General features: G+C 56.3%; 21 protein-coding genes. 2 read left to right on the top strand and 19 right to left on the bottom strand.

Translation table 11 applies throughout. From position 1 onward, the window contains the following. Positions 1-2: 2 nt before the first annotated feature. The 5 genes from PHQ58_RS07370 to PHQ58_RS07350 form a co-directional block, all read right to left on the bottom strand. Entirely contained in the window at positions 3-431 is a 429-nt protein-coding gene (locus PHQ58_RS07370) for a hypothetical protein (protein ID WP_300109137.1), read from the bottom strand. Between the two features lie 14 nt (positions 432-445). Beyond that, positions 446-1,348 carry a sulfite exporter TauE/SafE family protein gene (locus PHQ58_RS07365; RefSeq protein ID WP_300109134.1) on the bottom strand — a complete coding sequence of 301 codons (903 nt, stop codon included), beginning with the start codon at positions 1,346-1,348 and terminating at the stop codon, positions 446-448. A gap of 158 nt (positions 1,349-1,506) precedes the next feature. Then, on the bottom strand, positions 1,507-2,448 hold the full coding sequence (locus PHQ58_RS07360) for a DmsC/YnfH family molybdoenzyme membrane anchor subunit (RefSeq protein ID WP_300109131.1): 942 nt from the start codon (positions 2,446-2,448) through the stop codon (positions 1,507-1,509). Positions 2,449-2,462: 14 nt separating this feature from the next. After that, a complete protein-coding gene (gene soeB / locus PHQ58_RS07355) occupies positions 2,463-3,191 on the bottom strand; it encodes a sulfite dehydrogenase subunit SoeB (RefSeq protein ID WP_300109128.1) in 729 nt (242 codons plus the stop codon). After that, positions 3,188-6,124 carry a molybdopterin oxidoreductase family protein gene (locus PHQ58_RS07350; RefSeq protein ID WP_300109126.1) on the bottom strand — a complete coding sequence of 979 codons (2,937 nt, stop codon included), beginning with the start codon at positions 6,122-6,124 and terminating at the stop codon, positions 3,188-3,190. The genes soeB and PHQ58_RS07350 overlap by 4 nt, the downstream gene beginning before the upstream one ends. Before the next feature lie 333 nt (positions 6,125-6,457). Here PHQ58_RS07350 and PHQ58_RS07345 point away from each other — a divergent pair, with 333 nt between their 5' ends. Beyond that, the gene (locus PHQ58_RS07345) at positions 6,458-7,585 is read left to right on the top strand and encodes an ATP-binding protein (RefSeq protein WP_300109123.1); all 1,128 of its coding nucleotides are present in this window, start codon (positions 6,458-6,460) and stop codon (positions 7,583-7,585) included. Further along, entirely contained in the window at positions 7,582-8,280 is a 699-nt protein-coding gene (locus PHQ58_RS07340; protein WP_300109120.1) for a response regulator, read from the top strand. The genes PHQ58_RS07345 and PHQ58_RS07340 overlap by 4 nt, the downstream gene beginning before the upstream one ends. Positions 8,281-8,298: 18 nt before the next feature. Here the strand turns inward: PHQ58_RS07340 and cobA are convergent, their stop codons facing one another. From cobA to dsrB, 14 genes are all read right to left on the bottom strand, one after another. Next, positions 8,299-9,072, bottom strand: a complete 774-nt coding sequence (gene cobA, locus PHQ58_RS07335; RefSeq protein WP_300109117.1) for a uroporphyrinogen-III C-methyltransferase — start codon at positions 9,070-9,072, stop codon at positions 8,299-8,301. Between the two features lie 17 nt (positions 9,073-9,089). Beyond that, entirely contained in the window at positions 9,090-9,467 is a 378-nt protein-coding gene (locus PHQ58_RS07330; RefSeq protein ID WP_300109114.1) for an iron-sulfur cluster biosynthesis family protein, read from the bottom strand. 20 nt (positions 9,468-9,487) lie between these two features. Continuing rightward, complete coding sequence (locus PHQ58_RS07325) at positions 9,488-11,233, bottom strand: cobyrinate a,c-diamide synthase (RefSeq protein ID WP_300109111.1); 1,746 nt, start codon at positions 11,231-11,233, stop codon at positions 9,488-9,490. Positions 11,234-11,235: 2 nt separating this feature from the next. After that, positions 11,236-12,408 carry an NrfD/PsrC family molybdoenzyme membrane anchor subunit gene (nrfD, locus tag PHQ58_RS07320; protein WP_300109108.1) on the bottom strand — a complete coding sequence of 391 codons (1,173 nt, stop codon included), beginning with the start codon at positions 12,406-12,408 and terminating at the stop codon, positions 11,236-11,238. A 3-nt stretch (positions 12,409-12,411) separates the two neighbouring features. Further along, entirely contained in the window at positions 12,412-13,188 is a 777-nt protein-coding gene (dsrO, locus tag PHQ58_RS07315) for a sulfate reduction electron transfer complex DsrMKJOP subunit DsrO (RefSeq protein WP_300109105.1), read from the bottom strand. Beyond that, positions 13,185-13,589, bottom strand: coding sequence for a hypothetical protein (locus tag PHQ58_RS07310; protein WP_300109102.1), 405 nt, complete (start codon positions 13,587-13,589; stop codon positions 13,185-13,187). Before PHQ58_RS07310 ends, dsrO begins: the two co-directional genes overlap by 4 nt. A gap of 3 nt (positions 13,590-13,592) precedes the next feature. After that, entirely contained in the window at positions 13,593-15,551 is a 1,959-nt protein-coding gene (locus tag PHQ58_RS07305) for an NAD(P)-binding protein (protein WP_300109099.1), read from the bottom strand. A gap of 45 nt (positions 15,552-15,596) precedes the next feature. After that, positions 15,597-17,090, bottom strand: a complete 1,494-nt coding sequence (gene dsrK, locus PHQ58_RS07300; RefSeq protein WP_300109096.1) for a sulfate reduction electron transfer complex DsrMKJOP subunit DsrK — start codon at positions 17,088-17,090, stop codon at positions 15,597-15,599. Between the two features lie 11 nt (positions 17,091-17,101). Continuing rightward, entirely contained in the window at positions 17,102-17,836 is a 735-nt protein-coding gene (locus PHQ58_RS07295) for a respiratory nitrate reductase subunit gamma (protein ID WP_300109093.1), read from the bottom strand. Positions 17,837-17,895: 59 nt separating this feature from the next. Beyond that, on the bottom strand, positions 17,896-18,228 hold the full coding sequence (locus tag PHQ58_RS07290; protein WP_300109089.1) for a TusE/DsrC/DsvC family sulfur relay protein: 333 nt from the start codon (positions 18,226-18,228) through the stop codon (positions 17,896-17,898). Between the two features lie 42 nt (positions 18,229-18,270). Beyond that, a complete protein-coding gene (gene tusB, locus PHQ58_RS07285; RefSeq protein WP_300109087.1) occupies positions 18,271-18,570 on the bottom strand; it encodes a sulfurtransferase complex subunit TusB in 300 nt (99 codons plus the stop codon). A 73-nt stretch (positions 18,571-18,643) separates the two neighbouring features. Next, a complete protein-coding gene (gene tusC, locus PHQ58_RS07280) occupies positions 18,644-19,033 on the bottom strand; it encodes a sulfurtransferase complex subunit TusC (RefSeq protein WP_300109084.1) in 390 nt (129 codons plus the stop codon). Between the two features lie 23 nt (positions 19,034-19,056). Further along, positions 19,057-19,416, bottom strand: a complete 360-nt coding sequence (tusD, locus tag PHQ58_RS07275; RefSeq protein WP_300109081.1) for a sulfurtransferase complex subunit TusD — start codon at positions 19,414-19,416, stop codon at positions 19,057-19,059. A gap of 69 nt (positions 19,417-19,485) precedes the next feature. Further along, positions 19,486-20,556, bottom strand: a complete 1,071-nt coding sequence (dsrB, locus tag PHQ58_RS07270) for a dissimilatory-type sulfite reductase subunit beta (RefSeq protein ID WP_300109078.1) — start codon at positions 20,554-20,556, stop codon at positions 19,486-19,488. Positions 20,557-20,562: the final 6 nt, after the last annotated feature.

The raw sequence follows: 20,562 nt of genomic DNA, 5'->3' as shown, positions 1-20,562 counted from the left end.
GTTCAATGGCCTCCGCTCAAAACACCAGATGCAGCCAGCACCAACACCAGAATGATTGCAGCACAAATTCCAGCATAAGCGTAGTCACGCCGTTTGAGGTAAAGCGGAATCAATCCCAGTAGCGGCGGCAAAGAGCAACCCGCCAAGATGGCGATACCAACCAAATTCAGCATGTCTCCTTTGCCTGCATGCACCAACCACCCCCAACCTGTTGGGGTATCTGTTTTTTGCAGGTAGATAGCCACCGGCTGACTCCAGAGCTGAGGCAATTGATCCAGGGAAACATGCGGGGTGATAAAACCAAGCACGTACGCAGCAAAGCCAAATACGAGCACCAACAATCCAACACGGGTGCCCCAATCAAGCAATAAAGCGTAAAGATTGGCCTCAGCTTTCTGCAGTTGAGTATTCTCAGAAGTGGGTGTTTTCATGATGTCGTTATTCCTTAAACCCAGATACCCAAGCCCTTGAGCAGCGCGCGAAAACCCGCAAAAAGCAGCAATCCAATGACCATTTTGCGAATGACGGAACCTTTGAGCACGTTTAGCAAGCGCGCCCCAATCTTTGCGCCAGCCATCATGCCGACGACTGATGGCACGGCAATCATAGGCAAAACGGCACCCCGATTGATATAGACCCAGGCCGCAGACGAATCAACCAGCGACAACACCAGGCTCGAAGTACCAGCCGACACTTTTAAAGGAGCCCCCATCAGCAGGTTGAGCGCGGGCACATTGGCCCAACCGGCGCCAATGCCAAACATACCCGCCATGACACCAATCAACAAAAATATGAACAAACCCGTGGGGGTGCGATGCACTTGCCAGTTGATGGCTTGGCCTGACGCACCATCGATAAAGATGCCATGTATTCCCAAGGCGCTGGAAAGCCTATCTGGTTGTGCAACATGAGGAAACTCTGACTTTTTGGCTGTCAACATGAGTACCACAATCCCCAGCACAATCACACCCAGCAGAGTTTGCACTGTTGATGCGGGCATGGCCAGGCCTAGCATGGCGCCGAAGATCGAACTGATGGACGCAAGTAATGCCAACGGCAACGCCAAGCGCATGCTCGCCAAACCACCGCGTAGCAGCAAGGGGCCTGCCGCCAAGGCGCTGGCCAGTGCCACCAGCAAACCAGCACCGCGCACAAAGTCAAGATGAAACGGGAAAAAACCGCCAATAATGGGCACGAACAACGTGCCACCGCCAATGCCTGCAGGCACGGCCACTATGCCGATAAAGAAACATGTCACAAAAAGGGCGAGCGGCCAAAACCACCAAGGCAGGCTCGAAGAAGGCACGACACTTTCTGCAGCGGCATGCACCGGACCGTCCAAAAGCATGAGCATCGCCAAACCAATAAGGGCACGAGCAATAAGCGCCAATTTTCTTGGTAAAAGCGGGCCGGAGCAACTGTCTAAACTATTCATGATTCCCATTGGATCGTAGTGCTCCTGCGACCGGATCGGTTTGGAAACCACCGGCAAAATAAAAAAATTGTTCAAGAAATGGTTTGGTAGTACAGATTCTGGGGGTGATTGGCCTGCGCAAAGAAGAACCAGCGCTCGGCCAGCAAGCCGGTGTACTGCAGGGCAAAAGCCAGGAACAAAAGCGCTGTCGAGGTGGCATTGACACCCAGGGTCAGGCACAGCAGCGGCAGTGGAAACACCATCAACAGGAAAGTCCATTTGACCGAGCGCAGCATCTGCGCCGTGCGCCCATGAAAGAACTCGCGGGTATTAAATGATCCGCCCATGAACCCCTGCGCCTTTTGCACGATTCGTGGGTGTTTGATGCCAATGGCGCTTTGCAGATTTGATTTGGGCTTGAGTCGGGCATTGCGCAAAAGGGAGGCACTGCGTGTAAAAAAAGCCAGCACTGTTAGCAAGCCAGCACCCCAAGCGTAAGCTGCTGCCCAATCAGATGCACCCAAAATGGCAGCCAGCGCAGTCGCCAGCGTCAAGCCGGAGGCACAACCCAGCAAGAAGTAGTTGATCAGCGTGAGCGCACTGGCCCACTCCTGTAAAAACCGCACCGAAGCGTAAATCATGGCTGTGCACACGAACAGGGACAGGCATAGCACCACGACCACGGCGCCAATCCACAGCGTGCCATTCAAACCCATCAAATGGGCGACACCATAGACGAACAACCCTGCCATGAACAACGGCAACGCAATCACTTCACGTGACAACCAGGACGTGCGCCACATGGCGGCCGAGCGCCAGGCCCGCTCAGGATGGCCCAAGTGAAAAAATGAGGCGATCAAGCCCAAACTCGTGAGCACCAATGCAACGAGACTTCCAATGACTAAAAAGCGTTGGTGGTCTTCAGGGGAGAGTCCACCCAAACCAGTCAGCTCAGCGCCGTACAGCGCCAAAAACAGGCCCTGAGCGGCACCAATCAGTGTGGTGAGAAAAATGACAGAAAAAGCTGGCTGCATGGTGGGCTCTAAGGTCAGGTTGCAAAGTCTTCACGGCCAGGAGTGCGGTGGCCAAGCTCGGGCTGCTGGGCGTCGATTTTTCGTGGGTTGTCCACGCGCTCAAGGTCTTCGGGGTGAATGCGGATTTCGGTCTTGCGCCTCGGCAGGTAGTGGTTGGCCGGGCGCGTGCCCCACTCGGGCATGAGCTGATAGCCACCACGCTCGGCAATGGCCTTGGAAACCACCGATTCGGGGTCATGCACATCACCAAACAAGCGGGCATTGGCAGGACAGGCCAGCACACAGGCCGGCTTGCGTTCAGGCTCAGGCAGCTTGATGTCAGTGACGCGGTCCACGCACAGCGTGCATTTGGTCATGACCTTGCGCTCTTCGTCGAACTCGCGTGCACCATATGGGCAGGCCCAGGTGCAGTATTTGCAACCGATGCACTTGTCGTAGTCCACCAGCACAATACCGTCTTCAGCGCGCTTGTAGCTGGCGCCGGTAGGGCAAACCGGCACGCAGGGCGGGTCTTCGCAGTGCAAACACGATTTGGGAAAGTGGACAGTCTGCGTGTTGGGGTACTCTCCCACCTCAAAGGTTTGCACCCGGTTGAAGAAGGTGCCGCTGGGGTCTTTGCCGTAGGGGTTCAGGTCCACCAGCGACCCGGCTGTGCCGGAGGTATTCCACTGCTTGCAACTGGTCACGCAGGCATGGCAGCCCACGCACACATTCAGGTCGATGACCAAGGCGAGTTGGGTCATTTCGTGTCTCCCTTGCCCGCAAAATAAGCCTGAATGCGCGGCAACACCTGGCGCATACCGGGAGCGGCAGGTACCGCCTTGAATTGCGGCGACGTTTGCTGCGGCTCGTCATCCGCCGCCTTGTAGATGCGGACCTTCACGTCATACCAGGCGGCCTGGCCGGTAATGGGGTCCGAGTTGGAGATCGCTTTGCCGGCACTTGAAGGCGGCAACACCTCCGAGATCAGGTGGTTGAGCAAAAAGCCTCTTTGTGATTCATTGGCGTCTGCACTCAGATTCCAGGCCCCGGCGGACTTGCCGATGGCGTTCCAGGTCCAGACCGTGCCGGGCTCTACAGCTTCGGAGTAGCGGCACATGCAGCGCACCTTGCCCCACTGTGACTCAACCCACATCCAGCCACCATCAAGAATGCCTTGCGCCTGGGCCGTTCTGGGGCTGACAAACAGGTAGTTGTGTGTGTGAATTTGGCGCAACCAGGCGTTTTGCGAGTCCCACGAGTGGTACATCGCCATCGGTCGCTGGGTGATCGCGTTGAGCGGGTATTTGGCGGTGTCGGTCGCCTGCACTTCCAGCGGCACGTAATGAAACGGCAGAGGGTCGAAGTAGGTTTCCACCCGTTTGCGCAAATGGTCTGGCGGCTGCTTGCCGGGGCGCTTGCCCTGCGCGGCGCGGCGAAAGCCCTGCAAAAATTCAGAGTAGATGTGGATCACGATCGGGTCTTTGTCGCGCCGGATGCCGACCTGTTGCGCCCAGTCCATGTAGCCTTGGTTCCAGTTGCGCATGTACTGGTGTTCTAGCGGCATCGCGTAATGGAAGACGCAGTTGTTTTTTTCGTACATTTCCCACTGCTTGGGGTTGGGCTCGCCGCGCATGGATTTCTCTCCGCTCTTGCCGCGCCAGCCCGCCAGGAAGCCGATGCCGGAGCCCGGCGCGGTTTCGTAGTTGACGATGAAGTCGGTGTAGCCCTTGAACTTGCGGCTGCCATCTGACTGCGTGAAGGCGGGCAACTTGAGGCGCCCGGCCAGCTCCACCAGTACCTCCTGGAACGGTTTGCACTGGCCTTTGGGTGCCACCACCGGAATGCGCACCGAGTCGGCCGGGCCATCGAACTCGGAGATCGGGCGGTCCAGCATCGACATGCAATCGTTGCGTTCCAGGTACGTGGTGTCGGGCAGGATCAGGTCGGCAAAGGCGGTCATCTCTGACTGGAAGGCGTCGCACACCACCAGGAACGGAATCTTGTACTCGCCGCTGTGCTCGCCCTCGCTGTGCTCGCCCTCGGTGTGCTTGTCGTTGAGCATGTTGCGCACTTCAGACGTGTTCATGGTGGAGTTCCACGCCATGTTTGCCATGAAGATCAGCAAGGTGTCGATGCGGTAGGGGTCACCTTTCCAGGCGTTGGTGATGACGTTGTGCATCAGGCCGTGGGCCGACAACGGGTGCTCCCAGGAGAAGCCTTTGTCGATGCGCACCGGCTGGCCCTGGTCGTCCACAAACAAATCGTCCGGGCTCTCGGGCCAGCCCAGCGGCGCGCCATCCAGCGGCGTGTTGGGTTTGACGGCCTGCGGCCCTTTGGGCGGGCGGGCATTGGGCGGTACGGCACGCGGGTAGGGCGCTTTGTGGCGGAAGCCGCCCGGGCGGTCGATGGTGCCCAGCATCGACATCAAAATTGACAGCGAACGAATGGTCTGAAAGCCGTTGGAGTGCGCCGCCAGGCCGCGCATGGCATGAAAAGCCACCGGGTTGCCGGTGACCGAGTGGTGGCGCTTGCCCCAGCTGTCGGTCCAGGCGATGGGTAGCTCAATTTTTTGATCCCGCGCGGTGATGCCCATCTCGTGCGCCAGGCGGCGGATGGTGGCCGCTGGAATGCCGGTAATGCCTTCGGCCCACTCGGGGGTGTAGGGTTTGACGCGTTCTTCGAGCAGCTGAAAGGCGGGCACGGCGGCGGTGCCGTCGGGCAGTTTGAAGTGGCCGAGCAGGGCCGGGTCGGCGCCTTCCTTGTGGTCAGCTACGTCTCGTTCGGTGAGCCGGTCCCACCATTTGAAATTGGCCGGGCGCAGCGGGTTGCCGATGTCGCCCTCGGGGTTGCGAAGGAACATGCCGAAGTCGTCGCTGGCGCTGTCCTGGTTAACCAGTTGGCCGGCATTGGTGTAGCGGGCCAGAAACTCGCGGTCGTACAGGCCGAGTTTGATGAGTTCATGAATCAAGGCCAGTAACAGCGCGCCGTCGGTGCCGGGTTTGATCGGCACCCACTCGTCGGCAATGGCCGAGTAGCCGGTGCGCACCGGGTTGATCGACACAAAGCGGCCACCGTTGCGTTTGAACTTGCTCAGGGCCGCCTTCATCGGGTTGGAGTGGTGGTCTTCGGCGGTGCCGATCATCACAAACAGCTTGGCGCGCTCCAGATCGGGGCCGCCAAACTCCCAGAACGAGCCGCCGATGGTGTATATCATCCCGGCGGCCATGTTGACTGAGCAAAAGCCACCGTGGGCAGCGTAGTTGGGCGTGCCAAACTGGCGTGCGAACAGACCGGTGAGCGCCTGCATCTGGTCACGCCCGGTGAACAGGGCAAACTTTTTGGGGTCGGTGGCGCGAATCTTCGCGAGACGCTCTTCCAGCATGGAGAAGGCCACCTCCCATTCGATTTCCTCGAACTGGCCTTCGCCACGGTCGCTGCCGGGTTTACGAAGCAGCGGCTTGGTCAGCCGGGCGGGCGAATATTGCTTCATGATGCCCGAAGATCCTTTGGCACAGATCACGCCCTGGTTCAGCGGGTGCTCGGGGTTGCCTTCGATGTAGCGCACCTCGCCGTTGCGTAAGTGCACCCGGATGCCGCAGCGGCAGGCGCACATGTAGCAGGTGGTGTTGCGCGTTTCAAGCGTGGCATCAGCCAGAGGTGGGCGGAGAGGGTCGTGAATCGGTATGACAGACATGCGATGAGCGCTCTTTGACTGAATTGGCAATAGACAAGGAATGCGAACTGTGCTGACCCAACGGACATTCACAAAGATGCAAAGTGACCCTATTAAAAACAAGGTCACCGATCGCGTCTATCACCGCCACGGGTGGTTGGAAGTAGCCCAAATGGGTAGCATGGCGAAATAAATCCGCACACCCCTTGGTTTTCCGCAATACATAAGTTGGTATTTATCTCTTACCATGGTCCGAAATATTTAGCCAAGATGCGTTCAATCACTGCCTTTCCTGCCAAACCAAATTCTTCGGACGTTGCGTTCGTTGCCACATTACTGGCATCAGATCTTGTCATGCCTGAGGACATAGAAGCGTTGTTGTCACGTTTTCTGGACGCGATCATTGCCTTGGCCGGCGCGCAAGCGGGGGCTGTTCGGATATTGACGGACGACGGCAAATTCTTGCGATTGATCGCGCAGCAGGGGCTACCAAGTGATCTGGTGGACTCTGAGCGACTGGTTGACCGGCACTGCGGCGTATGCGGCATGGCAGCCAATGCCGATGCCTTGGCTTGGATTGAAGACGTATCGTCATGCAGCAAGCACGGCGGCGACTCAAAGTATTTTGGATTGAAATGTAAGAGTGTTCTGGCCATTTCGCTAAACCACAACCAGCAAATTCTCGGCATCTATAACTTGTTTTTCGAGAGCAACCGAAAGATTGACGCGCCGACAGAAACCCTGCTGCGACTGATTGGTCAGTTGTTGGGGTTGTCTTTGCACAACGCCCGCATTGAGCGCGAGCGTTTGCGAGTGACGGTGATGAAAGAGCGTCAGGATATGGTCAACGAGGTACACGATGCGCTGGCACAAACACTGGCCTACGCCCGAATGCGGTTGCCGCTATTGAGCGATGCCATCGTGGCCCATGATGAGGAAAAGGCCCTGAAGTATTTCTCAGACCTGAAAACGGCAGTGACCGAAGTGCATGACAACCTGCGGGAGGTCATGACTTACTTCCGCACACGCATGGACCCACTTGGCTTGCTACACGCACTGGGCACCATCGCAGACAGCTTTTTTACCAAAAATGCCATCGCACTTGAAATACGCAATTCGGCATCCAACCTGAACCTGACGGATGAGCAGGAAGTGCAGGTGTTTTACATCATTCAGGAAGCACTGGCGAACATCGCCAAACACTCCATGGCACGCCATGCCGTGGTGCTGATCAGCCAAACCTCTCAGCATCTTGAATTTCTAATCGAAGATGACGGATTGGGAATGGACGAGCCCTCTGTCGCAACCATTGTGACTTCTGCCCGACCCATGGTGCCCTCTACGCACTTTGGTCTGGACATCATGCAAAGCCGGGCACATCGCTTGAACGGTCGCCTCGAAGTGGGCAGCAACGACGGCATCGGTACGCGGGTGCGCTTGAGCATTCCGCGCAACAACACAGCAAGTGATAGAGCATCATGACCACTAAAACACGCATCATGCTGGTCGACGACCATTCGCTGTGTAGAAGCGGCCTGACCGAATTGTTGGAGCACCGGGGTGGCATGGCCGTCGTCGCGGCCACTGGCAACCCGGATTTGGTGATGCCCATGCTACGCGAGCACCAGCCAGATTTGCTTGTTCTGGACTTGCGGCTGGCCCAGACTGATGGCCTGAGCGTGCTGAGGATGATTCGCGCAGGGGAACTCGACACGCCTGTGGTGATCCTCACGATGAGTGACAACGAAGACGACATGTCTGCCGCGTTGCGGGCCGGGGTACGTGGCTACTTGCTCAAAGACATGGAGCCCGAAGAGGTGATAGACGCCATTGGCCGTGCTGCGCGCGGCGAAATGGTGGTCGCGTCAGCGATGATGCTGAAGTTCGCCCAGATTCTTCAAACTGGCCCGAAAGGCTCGGCCATGGGTGATCTGGTTGCAACGTTAACCGAGCGTGAACGCCAGGTGCTTGACCATGTTGCCAGCGGACAGAGCAACAAGGTCATCGCAAAGGCGCTTGATATCAGCCACAACACTGTCAAGCTGCACGTGCGCCACATCATGGACAAGCTCAATTTACGGTCGCGGGTGGAAGCAGCGGTTTTTTCGTTTGAATACCGCAGCACACCCGATGGCGCCAAGGCCATCGGCGATCACAATCACAAAATCAAGAGCTAACGCTGACAAAGCCAGGCTTCATCGCGCAGCCACCTCACTTTGGACCGGGTTAAACCAAGCCAACTCTTCGTGCAATTTGACAACTTCACCAATGATTGTGAGACACGGGGATTTCAAACCGGCTTGAGCCACTTTTTCAGGCATGTCCGCCAAAGTTCCTGTGACTACTTTTTGCGTGACGATGCTGCCGTCTTGCACAACAGCAATGGGCAGGTTTGAGGCAGCACCGTGCGCCATCATCTGACGACAGATTTCAGGCAACCCGCCCAAGCCCATGTAAATCACCACGGTCTGGTTTAGTCTGACCAGACTCGGCCAATCCAAGTCAGCCGTGCCATCTTTGAGGTGTCCCGTGACAAACAAGCAGCACTGTGCATAGTCCCTGTGCGTGAGCGGAATGCCGGCATAACTTGACACACCAGAGGCTGCGGTCACGCCCGGAACCACTTCAAAAGCCACACCATGTGCAGCGAGCGTTTGCAATTCTTCACCACCACGACCGAATATGAAAGGGTCGCCGCCTTTTAGTCGCACGACCTGCTTACCCTCCCCCGCAAGCTTGACCAGCAAACTGTTGATCTGCTCCTGGCGCAAGGTGTGCTCGTTGCGTCGCTTGCCGGCGTAAATTCGCTCTGCTGCAGGTGGGACAAAGTCAAGCACACCGGGTGACACCAGATTGTCATAAACAATGACATCAGCTTTTTGAAGCAAACGCACAGCCCGCAGTGTGAGCAGCTCCGGGTCGCCAGGGCCAGCACCCACCAGGTAGACCTTACCAAGGTTTGGCTTCATGGGCTTCACATCTGCTTTCAATGGGTGAGGCCTTTGCTGCCGCAACCACCACTGCTGCATCCACCGCTAGCACACCCGCCAGAGCCCGCTGTGTCCACACCACATGACGGATGGCTGGCATGCATGAAAATAAAATTGAACTCGCCCGGATTGAGCTCCACAAAATCCAGCACGGTGTCAAACAGCAACGCCTGCGACTCTCCGTTAATGACAACGGCAACACCCTGAAGGTCCAGCTTCATGTCGTCTTCGTTGGGATGATCAAAGCCCATACCGTATTGCAATGCGCCGTCAGCATCTTTTTTTGCTGCCACTCGCAGCGCCATTTCGCTGGTACCACTGGCATCAGCCGCCTGTTGAATCTGCTTTGCAGCGGCGTCGGTCAAGTTAAACATGCTGTCGCTCCTTATGAGAATTAATGTTCGCCTTTGGTCTTCAAAAGACCGGCCAATCGGTTGCCTTGCTTTTGCGGTCCCCCAATCGGGAAAAGCGTGTGTAAATGATGATTGTTGCCCAACTCAGGACCCCAAACTTTCGAGAAATGCCAAATCATGGCCCGCACCTGCGCCTGCACCCGATGCTCTTCGTAGTAAGCACGCAAAAATGCAATGACTTGCCAATGTGCCTCAGTAAGCTCCAAATGCTCCGCTTTCGCTCGGGCCAGCGCAAATTCCTCAGACCATTCGTCCAGATTTTTTATATAGCCTTCGGTGTCGGTATCGATCGCTTTGCCGCTGACCAAAACGCTCATGGTCGCCACCAACGCCGGTATCGGCGCTTTCAAAGTCATGCTTTGCGCACGAACAAAGGCCACAAATTGCGCGGCCCAATCTGATCCAGCGCCGCTACGCAGATGGGCGTAGGAGGCGAGCACCTTTCGATAAACAATGCCGTCGCGCTCGCCGTCCACGCCGTGCCCACGCTTGACGCGGTAGGCAAACTTCAGCCCGGGAGCCACGTTTTCCAGGCTGGAGTAATGAAACTCATGCCCGCGCAGCGTCTGTCCGATGTCGGTTCGCCAGGGCGCATCGCTGGTGGTTTCCAGTGCCACATAGCCACGACCCACCGGACGATCGTGCATAACAACATCGGCAGCCAGGGCACCCACCATGTTGTAAACCTCGCCTTTCCAGCGCAACGTACGCGCCAAGTACATGAGGCCGCCACATTCGGCATAGACCGGCATGTCGGATTCAATGGCGGCTTTGATGCTGCTGCGCAGAGCCGTATTGGCCTGCAACTCTGGCATGAACATTTCAGGAAATCCGCCGCCGATAAACAGACCATCGACCTCGGGCAAGCGGGTGTCATGCAGCGTGTCGAACGGAATGATCTCGGCCCCGGCTTGCTCCAATGCCAGCAGGTCGTCCGGGTAGTAGAAGCCAAAGGCTTTGTCGCGTGCCAGTCCAATCCGAACACGAGATGGTTGCAGGGTGGGCGGTGTGGCCGTCGGTGCAATAGCTGAGGACAGCAGCGGCGCGACACTGGCGGCAATCTGCAGCACCTTGGATAAATCAACCTGGGAACCGATTAGCTCACCCATGGCACGCACTCGCTGACTGGCGTCGTCCAACTCATGGTTGGGCATCAGTCCCAAATGGCGCTCCACCACAGCCAGACGTGGGTCATGGCCGATGGCGCCGAGCACCTGAACGTCGGTGTAATATTCAATCACAGCCCGCAGTTTGGATTCGTGGCGAGCACCACCCAGTTGGTTCAGAATGACGCCTGCAATACGGATGTGCGCGTCAAATGCCTGATAGCCCAAAATCAGCGGGGCAATACCGCGCGTCATGCCGCGTGCGTCGAGCACTAGCACCACAGGCATATCCAGCAAATGCGCCAGCGCAGCATTGCTGTTGCTGCCGTCCAATGCAAGGCCATCGTACAAGCCTTTGTTACCCTCGACGATGCTGATGTCAGACCCCACCGATTGACGCGTGAAGCAGTCAGTGATCTGCTCTTGCGTCATCAGGTAGGAGTCAAGATTAAAGCAGTCACGCCCGCTGGCCTGTGCCAACCACATCGGGTCGATGTAATCGGGCCCCTTCTTGAACGGCTGTACCACCGTGCCTTGAGCCGACAAGGCTGCACACAAGCCCACCGTCACCGTCGTCTTGCCGGATGATTTATGGGCGGCAGAAATCAGCAAGCTGCTCATTTTCAGGACTTTGCAGAAACAAAGTCATCCTGTGGCATGAAGTCAAACATCCGCATGCCGACAATGGTCATCAAAAAGGCTGCGCCCATCCCACCCACACCCAATAAAAGCTCAGGTACAGATGGTTTGTAGCTGGCGATCTGCCCATCGCCAAAACTGCTGGTCACCACATGGGCGGGGAAAATGTCCAACGGAAAGGCCTGCCCACCGACAATGAAGACATACAGCCACGCCAGAGCACCCAAAATCACCAATACAGAGGCAACCAGCGTTGCCCGCTCGCCGATCAACTTGGGGTGAAAAAGCAGCACCAAGGGTGCAATAGCGCCAAGCACAACATAGCCGCCCCAGAACAAGAGGGGATAAATACCTCCGTCACGCAAGATAAATGCCTCAAAAGCAGCTTGCCGGGCAAAGTACAGATTCGTCAGGTGGTAAACAGCCACCAGATACAAGGATGCGGCGATGAACACACCCAGCAACCGCGCCATGCGACGTTGGATTTCAGGTGTCAGGTGACGATCGTTCCATGCATACATACTTGACTGAGCCATCAAAAACACCGCTAGTCCCCATCCGAACGACAGCACGATAAACAAGGGCGCCAGCAGGGCAGACTGGTAGGCCTGGCGTGCCACTAAAAAACCAAAAATGGAACCCGTGCCGGTGGTCAGTACAAAGCGCCACACCAGTGCCGCCAATCCGGCAGGTTTGGATAAGTGGTTAAAGCGGCGCTCAAACATCGTCCACAGGTAAACAGCAACAATGCCCACCATGCCGGAGTAAAGAAACACGTTCCAGGCAAAGACAGACTTGAAGTTGTAGTGCGTAGCCGCCACAATGGCGCGCTCCGGTCGACCCAGATCAAGCATCAGCACCATCAGACCGCCCATCAGCAAAGCAATGCTGAGCAGGCCAGAGAGCGGTGCGCGGGGTTTATACACCGGCTGTCCAAAAACCGATCCGATGGACGCGACGTTAAGTGCGCCCGAGGCCGCAACAATCATGAAGATAGCAAATACGTGGGGCAAACCCCAGACCACCTGGTTGTTCATGCCGCTCACAATGTGCCCATGCAACTCCATGTAGTGCGCAGCACCAAGTCCTATGGTCGTGACCAAACCGCCAAATACGGTAAGCAACCAGAAGTTGCGGATGTCAGAGGGTGTTCTCATGTGTCAAATTCCGTGGTAGTGAACGCCCGGGTCCAGCTTGAGATCAGCACGCAACTGGGTGGTCTGAATGTCACGAATGCGGCGAGAAATGTCACTATTGGGGTCGTTCAGGTCACCAAACTCCATGGCACCGTGACCCGCAGCTGAGCAAGCACTGACGCAGGCCGGAGACTCGCCCCGGTCCACCTTGTGAACGCACAAGGTACATGACTCGACCGTGCCCTTGCCGCGTGGCGCATCAGGTTTTTGGTTGTCCAGTGGCTCATGCACAAAAGAGCGCGCCTTGTAGGGGCAGGCCATCATGCAATAGCGGCATCCTATGCACAGGTGTTTGTCCACCAACACGATGCCATCAGCGCGCTTGAACGACGCCCCGGTGGGGCATACGTCAACGCAAGGCGGCTCAGCACAGTGTTGGCACATCACCGGCAGCGACTGGGTTTTCCCGGTGCGAACTTCCTTGATTTCGATTTTGCGAATCCACTGGGAATCGGTGCTCTTGGTGCCACCCGACAAGCCATTTTCGGTGTTGCATGCCTTTACACAATCTGAGCAACCGGGGGTGCATTTGGTGGTGTCAATCAACATGCCCCAGCGCACCTTGGGGTTAGCACCAGTTGCAGATGTGTCAACGGTGGCCGCTTGGGCAATTTCAATCAGCCGTATGCCGGGCGCCAGCATGACGCCGACCAGTCCAGCGGCAGCGACACCCAGAAAGCCGCGCCTGGCCTTGACTTGGGCCGACTCGTTCTGCGATTCAAGGGGTTGGGGTGCACTCATGGCTTGGCCTGTGGCTTGTTGGCATGGCACTCAAAGCAGTCGATTTTGACCGCTGCATAAGTGTGGCAGCTCTGACAAAAGTTGGTTTCTGACGCCGTCACACTGTTGGTCGTTTTACTTGCGTGGCAGGCGATGCAATCTTTTAGTGCGTACGGCGCTTTGCGAACACCGCCGTGCACCGTCTCATCTCGCTGATGCTTGAGCAACGTCATGTGATTGCGCCGCATGAAAGCAGGGTCGGCCACGCACTGCCCCCCCAGAGCTGACTCGATGACCGGCAAGGGGGTGCGCTTTGACGCCTGATCTGCTTCACCAGCCCAGGCCAGGGCGACTGCCAGCAGACTGGTCATGACCAGCGCCGCGCCAAGTGCGCTCCTCAAGGGAAAGGCGAACCCAGGCATGGGCTAGTCCCCCAAGCCCATCTGGATATAGCCGGTGGGGCACACATCAGCGCAAATATGGCAACCAATGCACTTGCTGTAATCGGTATCCACGTAGCGCCCGATGGTGGCCTTTGCCTTGGGCACCTTGAACACGGCAACCTGCGGGCAATACACAACGCAGTTGTCGCACTCAAAACATTGACCACAACTCATGCAGCGCTTAGCTTCTGCGGTTGCCTGTGCTTCAAGCAAAGGTTGCAAACGCTCTTCGAAGTTGTCCAGCGCTTGTTCTGCAGTAAGCGAGGTAATACCCCGGACATTGCGTGGCACAAACGGGAAGTGCCCAAGAAACAATTCCTTGTGGGAAATCACATAACGGTCTGAACGGTTGTCAAAATTGTGAATGGCCGCTGTGCTCTTATCCGTGCCACGGGTGGGCTCATGAACCTCCGTGAAACTCAAACCCTTTTCAATCATCTTGCGCTTCAAATCAAACGTGTGCACGTCGATTTTGGGGCGCTTTTCAAGGGCCTCATGTTGCAAGAAGCGGTCAATACCGTCGGCGGCTATCGCCCCATGGCCAATGGCTGTGGTCAACAAGTGCGGACGCACCACATCTCCGCCCACAAAGAAACCGGGCTGCCCCTGCACCTGGTAATTCTTATCTGAATTGATGGCACCTTTGCCATTGTTGAACTCTTCCAGACCGGTAAAGTCGACCGCTTGCCCAATGGCAGAGACGATCAAGTCGGCCGGGATATCTTCTTCTGTGCCTTCGATGTTCTTGATCTCCAGGCGGCCACCCACTATCTTAGCTTCGCAGCGGATGATACGCAACGCTACAGCACGGCCATCTTCACCTCGTATCACAGCCACCGGCGCCATGCTGCCCCGAATGGTGATCCCCTCGGACAACGCGTGATCAACCTCATGCTTGGATGCCTGCATTTTCGCAATGTCGAAGATCGTGGTCAACGTCACTTCTGCGCCCTGACGCACCGAAGCTGCCGCCACGTCATGAGCCACATGACCCGCTATGGCATGCTCCGGGCGGTCAGACTCATGGATCTTGTCGATATGACCCAGACGGCGCGCAACTGTGGCTACGTCGATGGAGGTGTCGCCCCCACCAATGACGACCACACGTTTGCCCACATGGCGCAACCGACCGTCGTTGAAGGCCTTCAAAAAGGAAGTGGCTGTGACACAGTTAGGGGCATCAGCACCTTCGACTGGCAACGCACGGCCGGCTTGCGCACCCAGACCCAAAAACACGGCGTCGTAGCTTTCGCGAATCTGCGCCATGGTCACATCTGTACCAATACGGCAATTCATGCGGGTGGTGACACCCAAGTCAAGAATTCGCTGAATCTCGGCGTCCAACACGTCACGTGGGGTACGGAAGCCGGGGATGCCGTAACGCATCATGCCGCCCAACTCTGCACGCTCATCAAAAATGGTGACCGAGTGACCTTTAAGAGCGAGCTGATAGGCCGTCGACATACCGGCTGGCCCACCACCGATCACAGCGACGGTTTTTCCTGTCTGATGCGCGGGCTTGTTGTAGGCCAACTTGGCCTTGATGGCGTAGTCGCCAAGAAAGTGCTCAACCGAGTTGATGCCAACAAAATCTTCAAGCTGGTTACGGTTGCAGCCCGACTCACAAGGTGCCGGGCAAACACGCCCCATGACCGAAGGGAACGGGTTGGCTTCAGTTAAGCGCCGAAATGCATACTCTTGCCAAAGCATGCCTGTTGGAGGCTTCTCTATCCCTCGCACAATATTGAGGTAGCCACGAATGTCTTCGCCGGCCGGGCAACTGCCCTGGCAAGGCGGCGTACTCTGAATATAGGTGGGGCATTTATGGGAGTGCCCAGCATCAAAAATATCGGCTTGCCAGTTTTTGACTTTGGCATCACCGTCTTTGTAACGACGAAACGTCATGGGTTTGGCAGCAATGGATTCGGGGGTCGCAGACATGTCGAAGTCTCCTGGTTTGTGTACTTGGCGGTATGCGGGGCGGGCCTACTTGTCACCCAGGCGAATTGCCTTGCTGACCAATTGGTGAACCCCGCCGATCATGCTCATGTTGAAGCCGTAATATGGCAACACTTTGGTGAATTGGGCTTTGCAGATGGCGCAAATTGTTGCCATGAAATTTACGCCGTGGTCATCCACCACGTGTTTCAAGGCTTCCATGCGGGGCAAAGCACCCTTGACCCGCAGCTCCATCAAGTCATCTGTTAACAATCCGCCGCCACCACCGCAGCAGAACGTGCTCTCATGGATCGTCTCGGGCGACATGTCATGAAAGTGATTTGCGACGGAGGTGATGATTCGGCGTGGAATGACAAATTGCCCCCCCGCCATATTGCCCATGCGCGAACCTCGCGCCACATTGCACGAATCGTGAAATGTGATGATGCGGTTGTCATTGGCCTCTTTATCAAACTGCAACGCACCGCGCTGAATCAAATCGTCGGTGAGTTCGCATATGTGCTGGGGCACCGGGTAGCGTTGGTCGAGGTAATCAAACGGCCCAATCAAGGTGTTCCAGAAACTGTATGCCACGCGCCAAGCATGACCACACTCCCCCACCACAATGCGCTTGACACCCAATTCAAGGGCTGCTTCCTTGACGCGCATGGAGATGTTGCGCATTTGCTCGTAGTTGCCAATGAACATGCCAAAATTACCGGCCTCAGATGCATGCGAACTCAAGGTCCAGCTGATCCCTGCGGCATGAAATACCTTGGCGTAGCCAATTAGACTTTCCACATGTGGTTCAGAGAAAAAGTCGGCTGATGGCGTGATCAGCAACACTTCAGCACCCTTCACGTCAATCGGAAACTTGATGTCAAGACCCGTCTCGTCTTTGGTGTCTTCTTCCAGACCTTCCAGCGTGTTGATCAGCGCGGGTCCAGGCAAGCCCAAATTGTTACCAATGCGGTGCACTTTGCCAATGATTTCATTGGAATACTTTTGACCCAGGCCAATCGAGTCCATGATTTCGCGGGCCGCCATGGTCACTTCAGCGGTGTCAATGCCATAGGGGCAAAACACCGAACAACGGCGGCATTCGGAACACTGGTTGAAATAGCTGTACCACTCGTCCAGCACCTCACGCGTCAGGTCTACCGCACCAACCAGTTGCGGGAAATGTTTACCCGCAAAGGTGAAGTAGCGGCGGTAGACCTTGCGCATCAGGTCCTGGCGCGCCACAGGCATGTTCTTGGGGTCGCCAGAGCCTAAAAAATAATGACACTTGTCTGAGCAGGCACCGCAATGCACACAGGAATCCATATAGACCTGGAGTGAGCGATATTTACCCAGCATGTCGCCCATCTTGGCAATCGCTTTGTCCTGCCAGTCGTCTGCCAATGCTTCAGGAAAACCTAAGGCCTTCTGGATCGGGCCTGCGGCCGGAAACGACTTGATGTGCGCCATCGCGCCCACTTGCACCAGTGGAATGACGGGGTAGCTCTTGAGCTTGGGGGTATCAAACGCAGCAGTTGCCATGGTATGTGTGCTCAGGCTTTCTTGTCCAGGGCGGCTGCCCAAGCGGAAATGTGGCGAACTTCACGGGCGTTGTCCGCCTGGTTGCGGGTTGGGCTGAAAAACAGTCCAGGCGCATGCAACAACTTGCTGATCGGGAAAATAATCATGAGCAAGGCTACCAATGCCAAATGAACCAGCAACACAGGGTCTGTTGGCAATGGCTGCCAATCAAAACGCATCAGGCCCAACACGAAGGCCTTAAGCGCCACGATGTCGGTATGGGCCACAAACCGCATGGCCAAACCGCTGAACCCTATGGCCAACAACAGCACCAGATGCAAATGGTCTGATGGCGTAGAAATATAACGAACCCGATCGACCAGCCAACGACGTGCCCACAGTCCACCCAAACCGGCGACCATGGCGAACCCGGCATAGGTACCAAACGGCTGAACCAGCACCACAGGCAGCCAGACGGGTTCTTGAAAGTAGCGCAGATGCCGCAAAACAACAAGCAGCAACGAGGCGTGAAACAGCCAGCCAAAAATCCAGGTCCATTTACTGGCCTTGAACAGGCTCTCGAACAACACAACTTCGCGCGCCATACGCCAGCGCACCCCGCCCACTGTGATGGGCGCCGGCGTTGTGGGAATCTTCAGGGGCGCCGGGGTTTTGGCATAAGAAAGAATCTTGCGGGTCAGTCCAACGACAAACACAACCGTGGCGACGTAGAACAAAACCGTATAAGCGATGGTCAATATGGACATGGCTATAGACCTGAATACAGACTGGGTGTGGCCCGCAAGTTCATTGACATCACGTCAGGTCAGATGCAACCTGTCGGCTTGGGCAAACCGGCAATCTTGCAAGCCTGCTTAGCGGGGCCGTAAGGAAACAAGTCGTACAGGTACTTGCTGTTGCCTTTTTCTTCGCCAAATTTTTTGCCAATGGCCTTGGTCAGCACACGCACGGCGGGTGCAATCTGGTACTCGTTGTAGTACTCGCGCAAGAAATTGATCACTTCCCAATGGTTGTCAGTGAGTGGTACTTTTTCTTCTTCGGCCAGGTGGACGGCGGCCTCGGGTGTCCACTCAGCCAAGTTCAGAAGGTAGCCTTCTTCGTCAGTTTCATAGGTCGTGCCGTTGATTTCAAAGCTCATATATTTCTCCAGTTAAAAATGAATTCGTGTACTGCGTCAGGCCTAAAGCCACGAGTGCGAGGTGTTGTGTTTCTCGACCAGATCCACAAACCCGGCGTAATCGGTCAGAGTGACACCGTCCAGTAGCTTGGCTGTCATGCCGCGGGCATCCATGTCTGGCTGCAAGGCGAACACAGTGAATTTGGTGCAGGCCTCAGCCACACGGCTCTCTACCGCGCTGCCTTTGGCTGCGGCATAAACGCCGTCTTCAATCAGCAACAAGGCATGGCCTGGCTGCGCCATGCGCAAGCAGGTGTCCAGCGAACTGGCGTCAAAAGGCGATTTATTAATGATGTGCAACATGGGGTTCCCTGTGATAGTTTGCGGGACAGATCTTCAGCTCTGTCCTCAACTGTTTGTCGGATGTTGGTTGTCCTCAAAAGCTCAGAATCACGTCCTGCTGCGCCATGAGTTCACCTATCTGCTGGGCATCCAGCACCTCAACAGGTACCAGCAAGTCACCTTCCGTCAGACCGCGCTGGTCCAGCGAAGCTTGATCCACATAAAGTTTTTCAACGTCATAACCTTCCAGCGCACGGTAGCTGGGTGAAAAATTCTTGATGCCAATGCCTTTGGTCTGCTGGCCCTTGACCAGTTCATAAACACCATCGTCAATGAACACCAGACTCACGTCCTGGTCGAAGGTGGCGGTGATCAATACCACCTCCAGGCTTTCCAGCGCATAGATGGTCCCATAAGGCGCCTTGCGGTTGACAAACATGAATTTCTTCACGGTGGGTCCGCTTGCTGCTTGTTGTTCGCTCATAGTGTGTGCTTCTCTGTACGGGGTTAATCGCCAAACGTGACCAGACGGTCCGCTTTGATCCCACTGTCCACCAACTGACCCAAGCCTGAAATGCGAAAGCCTGGTGCCAGTACCTCTTCCTTGATGCCCCGGCGCAGAGCGGCAGCCACGCACACCACCAAATCCACCTTGTGTTCCGCCGCCAGCGTCGACCAGCGGTTGACCACATGGCGATCGTCTTGCGGCGGCTCGGTGAGTCGGGTCGCGTTGTTGACGCCATCGTGGTAGAAAAACACACGCTGGATGGAATGGCCTTTGGCCAAGGCGGCCACTACAAACTGGTAAGCGCTGTCAGACGCCTGATGTGTGTAGGGACCTTCATTCACGAGTACGCCAAATTTCATGGTGTTCCTGATAATTTGCGAGGCAGACCTTTAGCTCTGTCCTCAACGGTTTGTCGAATGTTGGAGCGTTTAAAAACGGATGTGGGTCGATGCATTCAAGCTAGAACGCGAACCACGCCAGTCGTCGATCAGGTACTTGGTGAATGGCAAATCACACTTTTCAAAGAAGGCCGGCCAGCCAATGCGCTCGATCCAGTCAGACACCCGCTCCCAGGAGCGCGCATCTTCCTTGTAGGTGTACAAAATCTTCTTCACCATGGCCGACACTTCAGGCCAGCGCGGCGGGTTGTTGGGCAAGCCCGAGGCCACCATCTTCATGAAGGTCGGCTTGCCACGGGCATTGGAATTTTTTCCGCCCACCCAGATCGCCAGCTTGCTGTGCTCCGGGTCATTGATCTGCATGGGAGGGCAAGGTGGGTAGCAGGCACCACAGCACATGCACTTGGACTCATCAATTTCCAGTGACGGCCTGCCATTCACCATGGCTGGCCGGATAGCTGCCACCGGGCAACGGGCCACCACGGTTGGGCGCTCGCACATGTTGGCCACCAGATCATGGTTGATCTTGGGCGGCTTGGTATGCTGAACAATGATGGCAATGTCAGCCTGACCGCCGCAGTTGATTTCGCAGCATGAGGTGGACAAGTGCACCCGATTCGGCATTTCTTCCTGAATGAATTCAGCATGCAGGTCATCCATCAGCGCCTTGACCGCACCTGAGGCATCGGTACCCGGAATATCGCAATGCAACCATCCCTGGGTGTGCGCAATGGCTGACACCGAGTTGCCGGTGCCACCGACGGGAAAGCCATTGGCTGTCAAGGCTTCAACCAGCGGTGCAACACGTGCCGGGTCAGACACCATGTACTCAATGTTGGAGCGAATCGTGAAGCGCACATGGCCATCGGCGTAGGTGTCTGCAATGTCACACAGCTTGCGAATGGTGAACAAATCCATTTGACGTTGCGTACCGGCACGCACGGTCCAAATTTGATCGCCACTGTGCGACACATGGTGCAGCACGCCGGGGCGTGGCCGGTCATGGTATTTCCAGTTGCCGTAATTCTTGAGCATCAACGGGTGCAGGTACTGCTTGTTGTCAGGTACGCCGCTCTCAATGGGGGTGCGCATAGTTGCCATGGTTAT

It is taken from the genome of Rhodoferax sp. (assembly GCF_028688795.1).
Lineage (GTDB): Bacteria > Pseudomonadota > Gammaproteobacteria > Burkholderiales > Burkholderiaceae_C > Rhodoferax.
The sequence above is the reverse complement of the archived record's forward strand: the minus strand, read 5'-3'. Positions and strand labels throughout refer to the sequence as shown.

What these genes read in the sequence shown, in the direction of transcription:
- PHQ58_RS07370 (WP_300109137.1), bottom strand. Translation starts at nt 431, where the DNA reads ATGAAAACACCCACTTCTGAGAATACTCAACTGCAGAAAGCTGAGGCC.
- PHQ58_RS07365 (WP_300109134.1), bottom strand. Translation starts at nt 1,348, where the DNA reads ATGCTTTTGGACGGTCCGGTGCATGCCGCTGCAGAAAGTGTCGTGCCT.
- PHQ58_RS07360 (WP_300109131.1), bottom strand. Translation starts at nt 2,448, where the DNA reads ATGCAGCCAGCTTTTTCTGTCATTTTTCTCACCACACTGATTGGTGCC.
- soeB (WP_300109128.1), bottom strand. Translation starts at nt 3,191, where the DNA reads ATGACCCAACTCGCCTTGGTCATCGACCTGAATGTGTGCGTGGGCTGC.
- PHQ58_RS07350 (WP_300109126.1), bottom strand. Translation starts at nt 6,124, where the DNA reads ATGTCTGTCATACCGATTCACGACCCTCTCCGCCCACCTCTGGCTGAT.
- PHQ58_RS07345 (WP_300109123.1), top strand. Translation starts at nt 6,458, where the DNA reads ATGCCTGAGGACATAGAAGCGTTGTTGTCACGTTTTCTGGACGCGATC.
- PHQ58_RS07340 (WP_300109120.1), top strand. Translation starts at nt 7,582, where the DNA reads ATGACCACTAAAACACGCATCATGCTGGTCGACGACCATTCGCTGTGT.
- cobA (WP_300109117.1), bottom strand. Translation starts at nt 9,072, where the DNA reads ATGAAGCCAAACCTTGGTAAGGTCTACCTGGTGGGTGCTGGCCCTGGC.
- PHQ58_RS07330 (WP_300109114.1), bottom strand. Translation starts at nt 9,467, where the DNA reads ATGTTTAACTTGACCGACGCCGCTGCAAAGCAGATTCAACAGGCGGCT.
- PHQ58_RS07325 (WP_300109111.1), bottom strand. Translation starts at nt 11,233, where the DNA reads ATGAGCAGCTTGCTGATTTCTGCCGCCCATAAATCATCCGGCAAGACG.
- nrfD (WP_300109108.1), bottom strand. Translation starts at nt 12,408, where the DNA reads ATGAGAACACCCTCTGACATCCGCAACTTCTGGTTGCTTACCGTATTT.
- dsrO (WP_300109105.1), bottom strand. Translation starts at nt 13,188, where the DNA reads ATGAGTGCACCCCAACCCCTTGAATCGCAGAACGAGTCGGCCCAAGTC.
- PHQ58_RS07310 (WP_300109102.1), bottom strand. Translation starts at nt 13,589, where the DNA reads ATGCCTGGGTTCGCCTTTCCCTTGAGGAGCGCACTTGGCGCGGCGCTG.
- PHQ58_RS07305 (WP_300109099.1), bottom strand. Translation starts at nt 15,551, where the DNA reads ATGTCTGCGACCCCCGAATCCATTGCTGCCAAACCCATGACGTTTCGT.
- dsrK (WP_300109096.1), bottom strand. Translation starts at nt 17,090, where the DNA reads ATGGCAACTGCTGCGTTTGATACCCCCAAGCTCAAGAGCTACCCCGTC.
- PHQ58_RS07295 (WP_300109093.1), bottom strand. Translation starts at nt 17,836, where the DNA reads ATGTCCATATTGACCATCGCTTATACGGTTTTGTTCTACGTCGCCACG.
- PHQ58_RS07290 (WP_300109089.1), bottom strand. Translation starts at nt 18,228, where the DNA reads ATGAGCTTTGAAATCAACGGCACGACCTATGAAACTGACGAAGAAGGC.
- tusB (WP_300109087.1), bottom strand. Translation starts at nt 18,570, where the DNA reads ATGTTGCACATCATTAATAAATCGCCTTTTGACGCCAGTTCGCTGGAC.
- tusC (WP_300109084.1), bottom strand. Translation starts at nt 19,033, where the DNA reads ATGAGCGAACAACAAGCAGCAAGCGGACCCACCGTGAAGAAATTCATG.
- tusD (WP_300109081.1), bottom strand. Translation starts at nt 19,416, where the DNA reads ATGAAATTTGGCGTACTCGTGAATGAAGGTCCCTACACACATCAGGCG.
- dsrB (WP_300109078.1), bottom strand. Translation starts at nt 20,556, where the DNA reads ATGGCAACTATGCGCACCCCCATTGAGAGCGGCGTACCTGACAACAAG.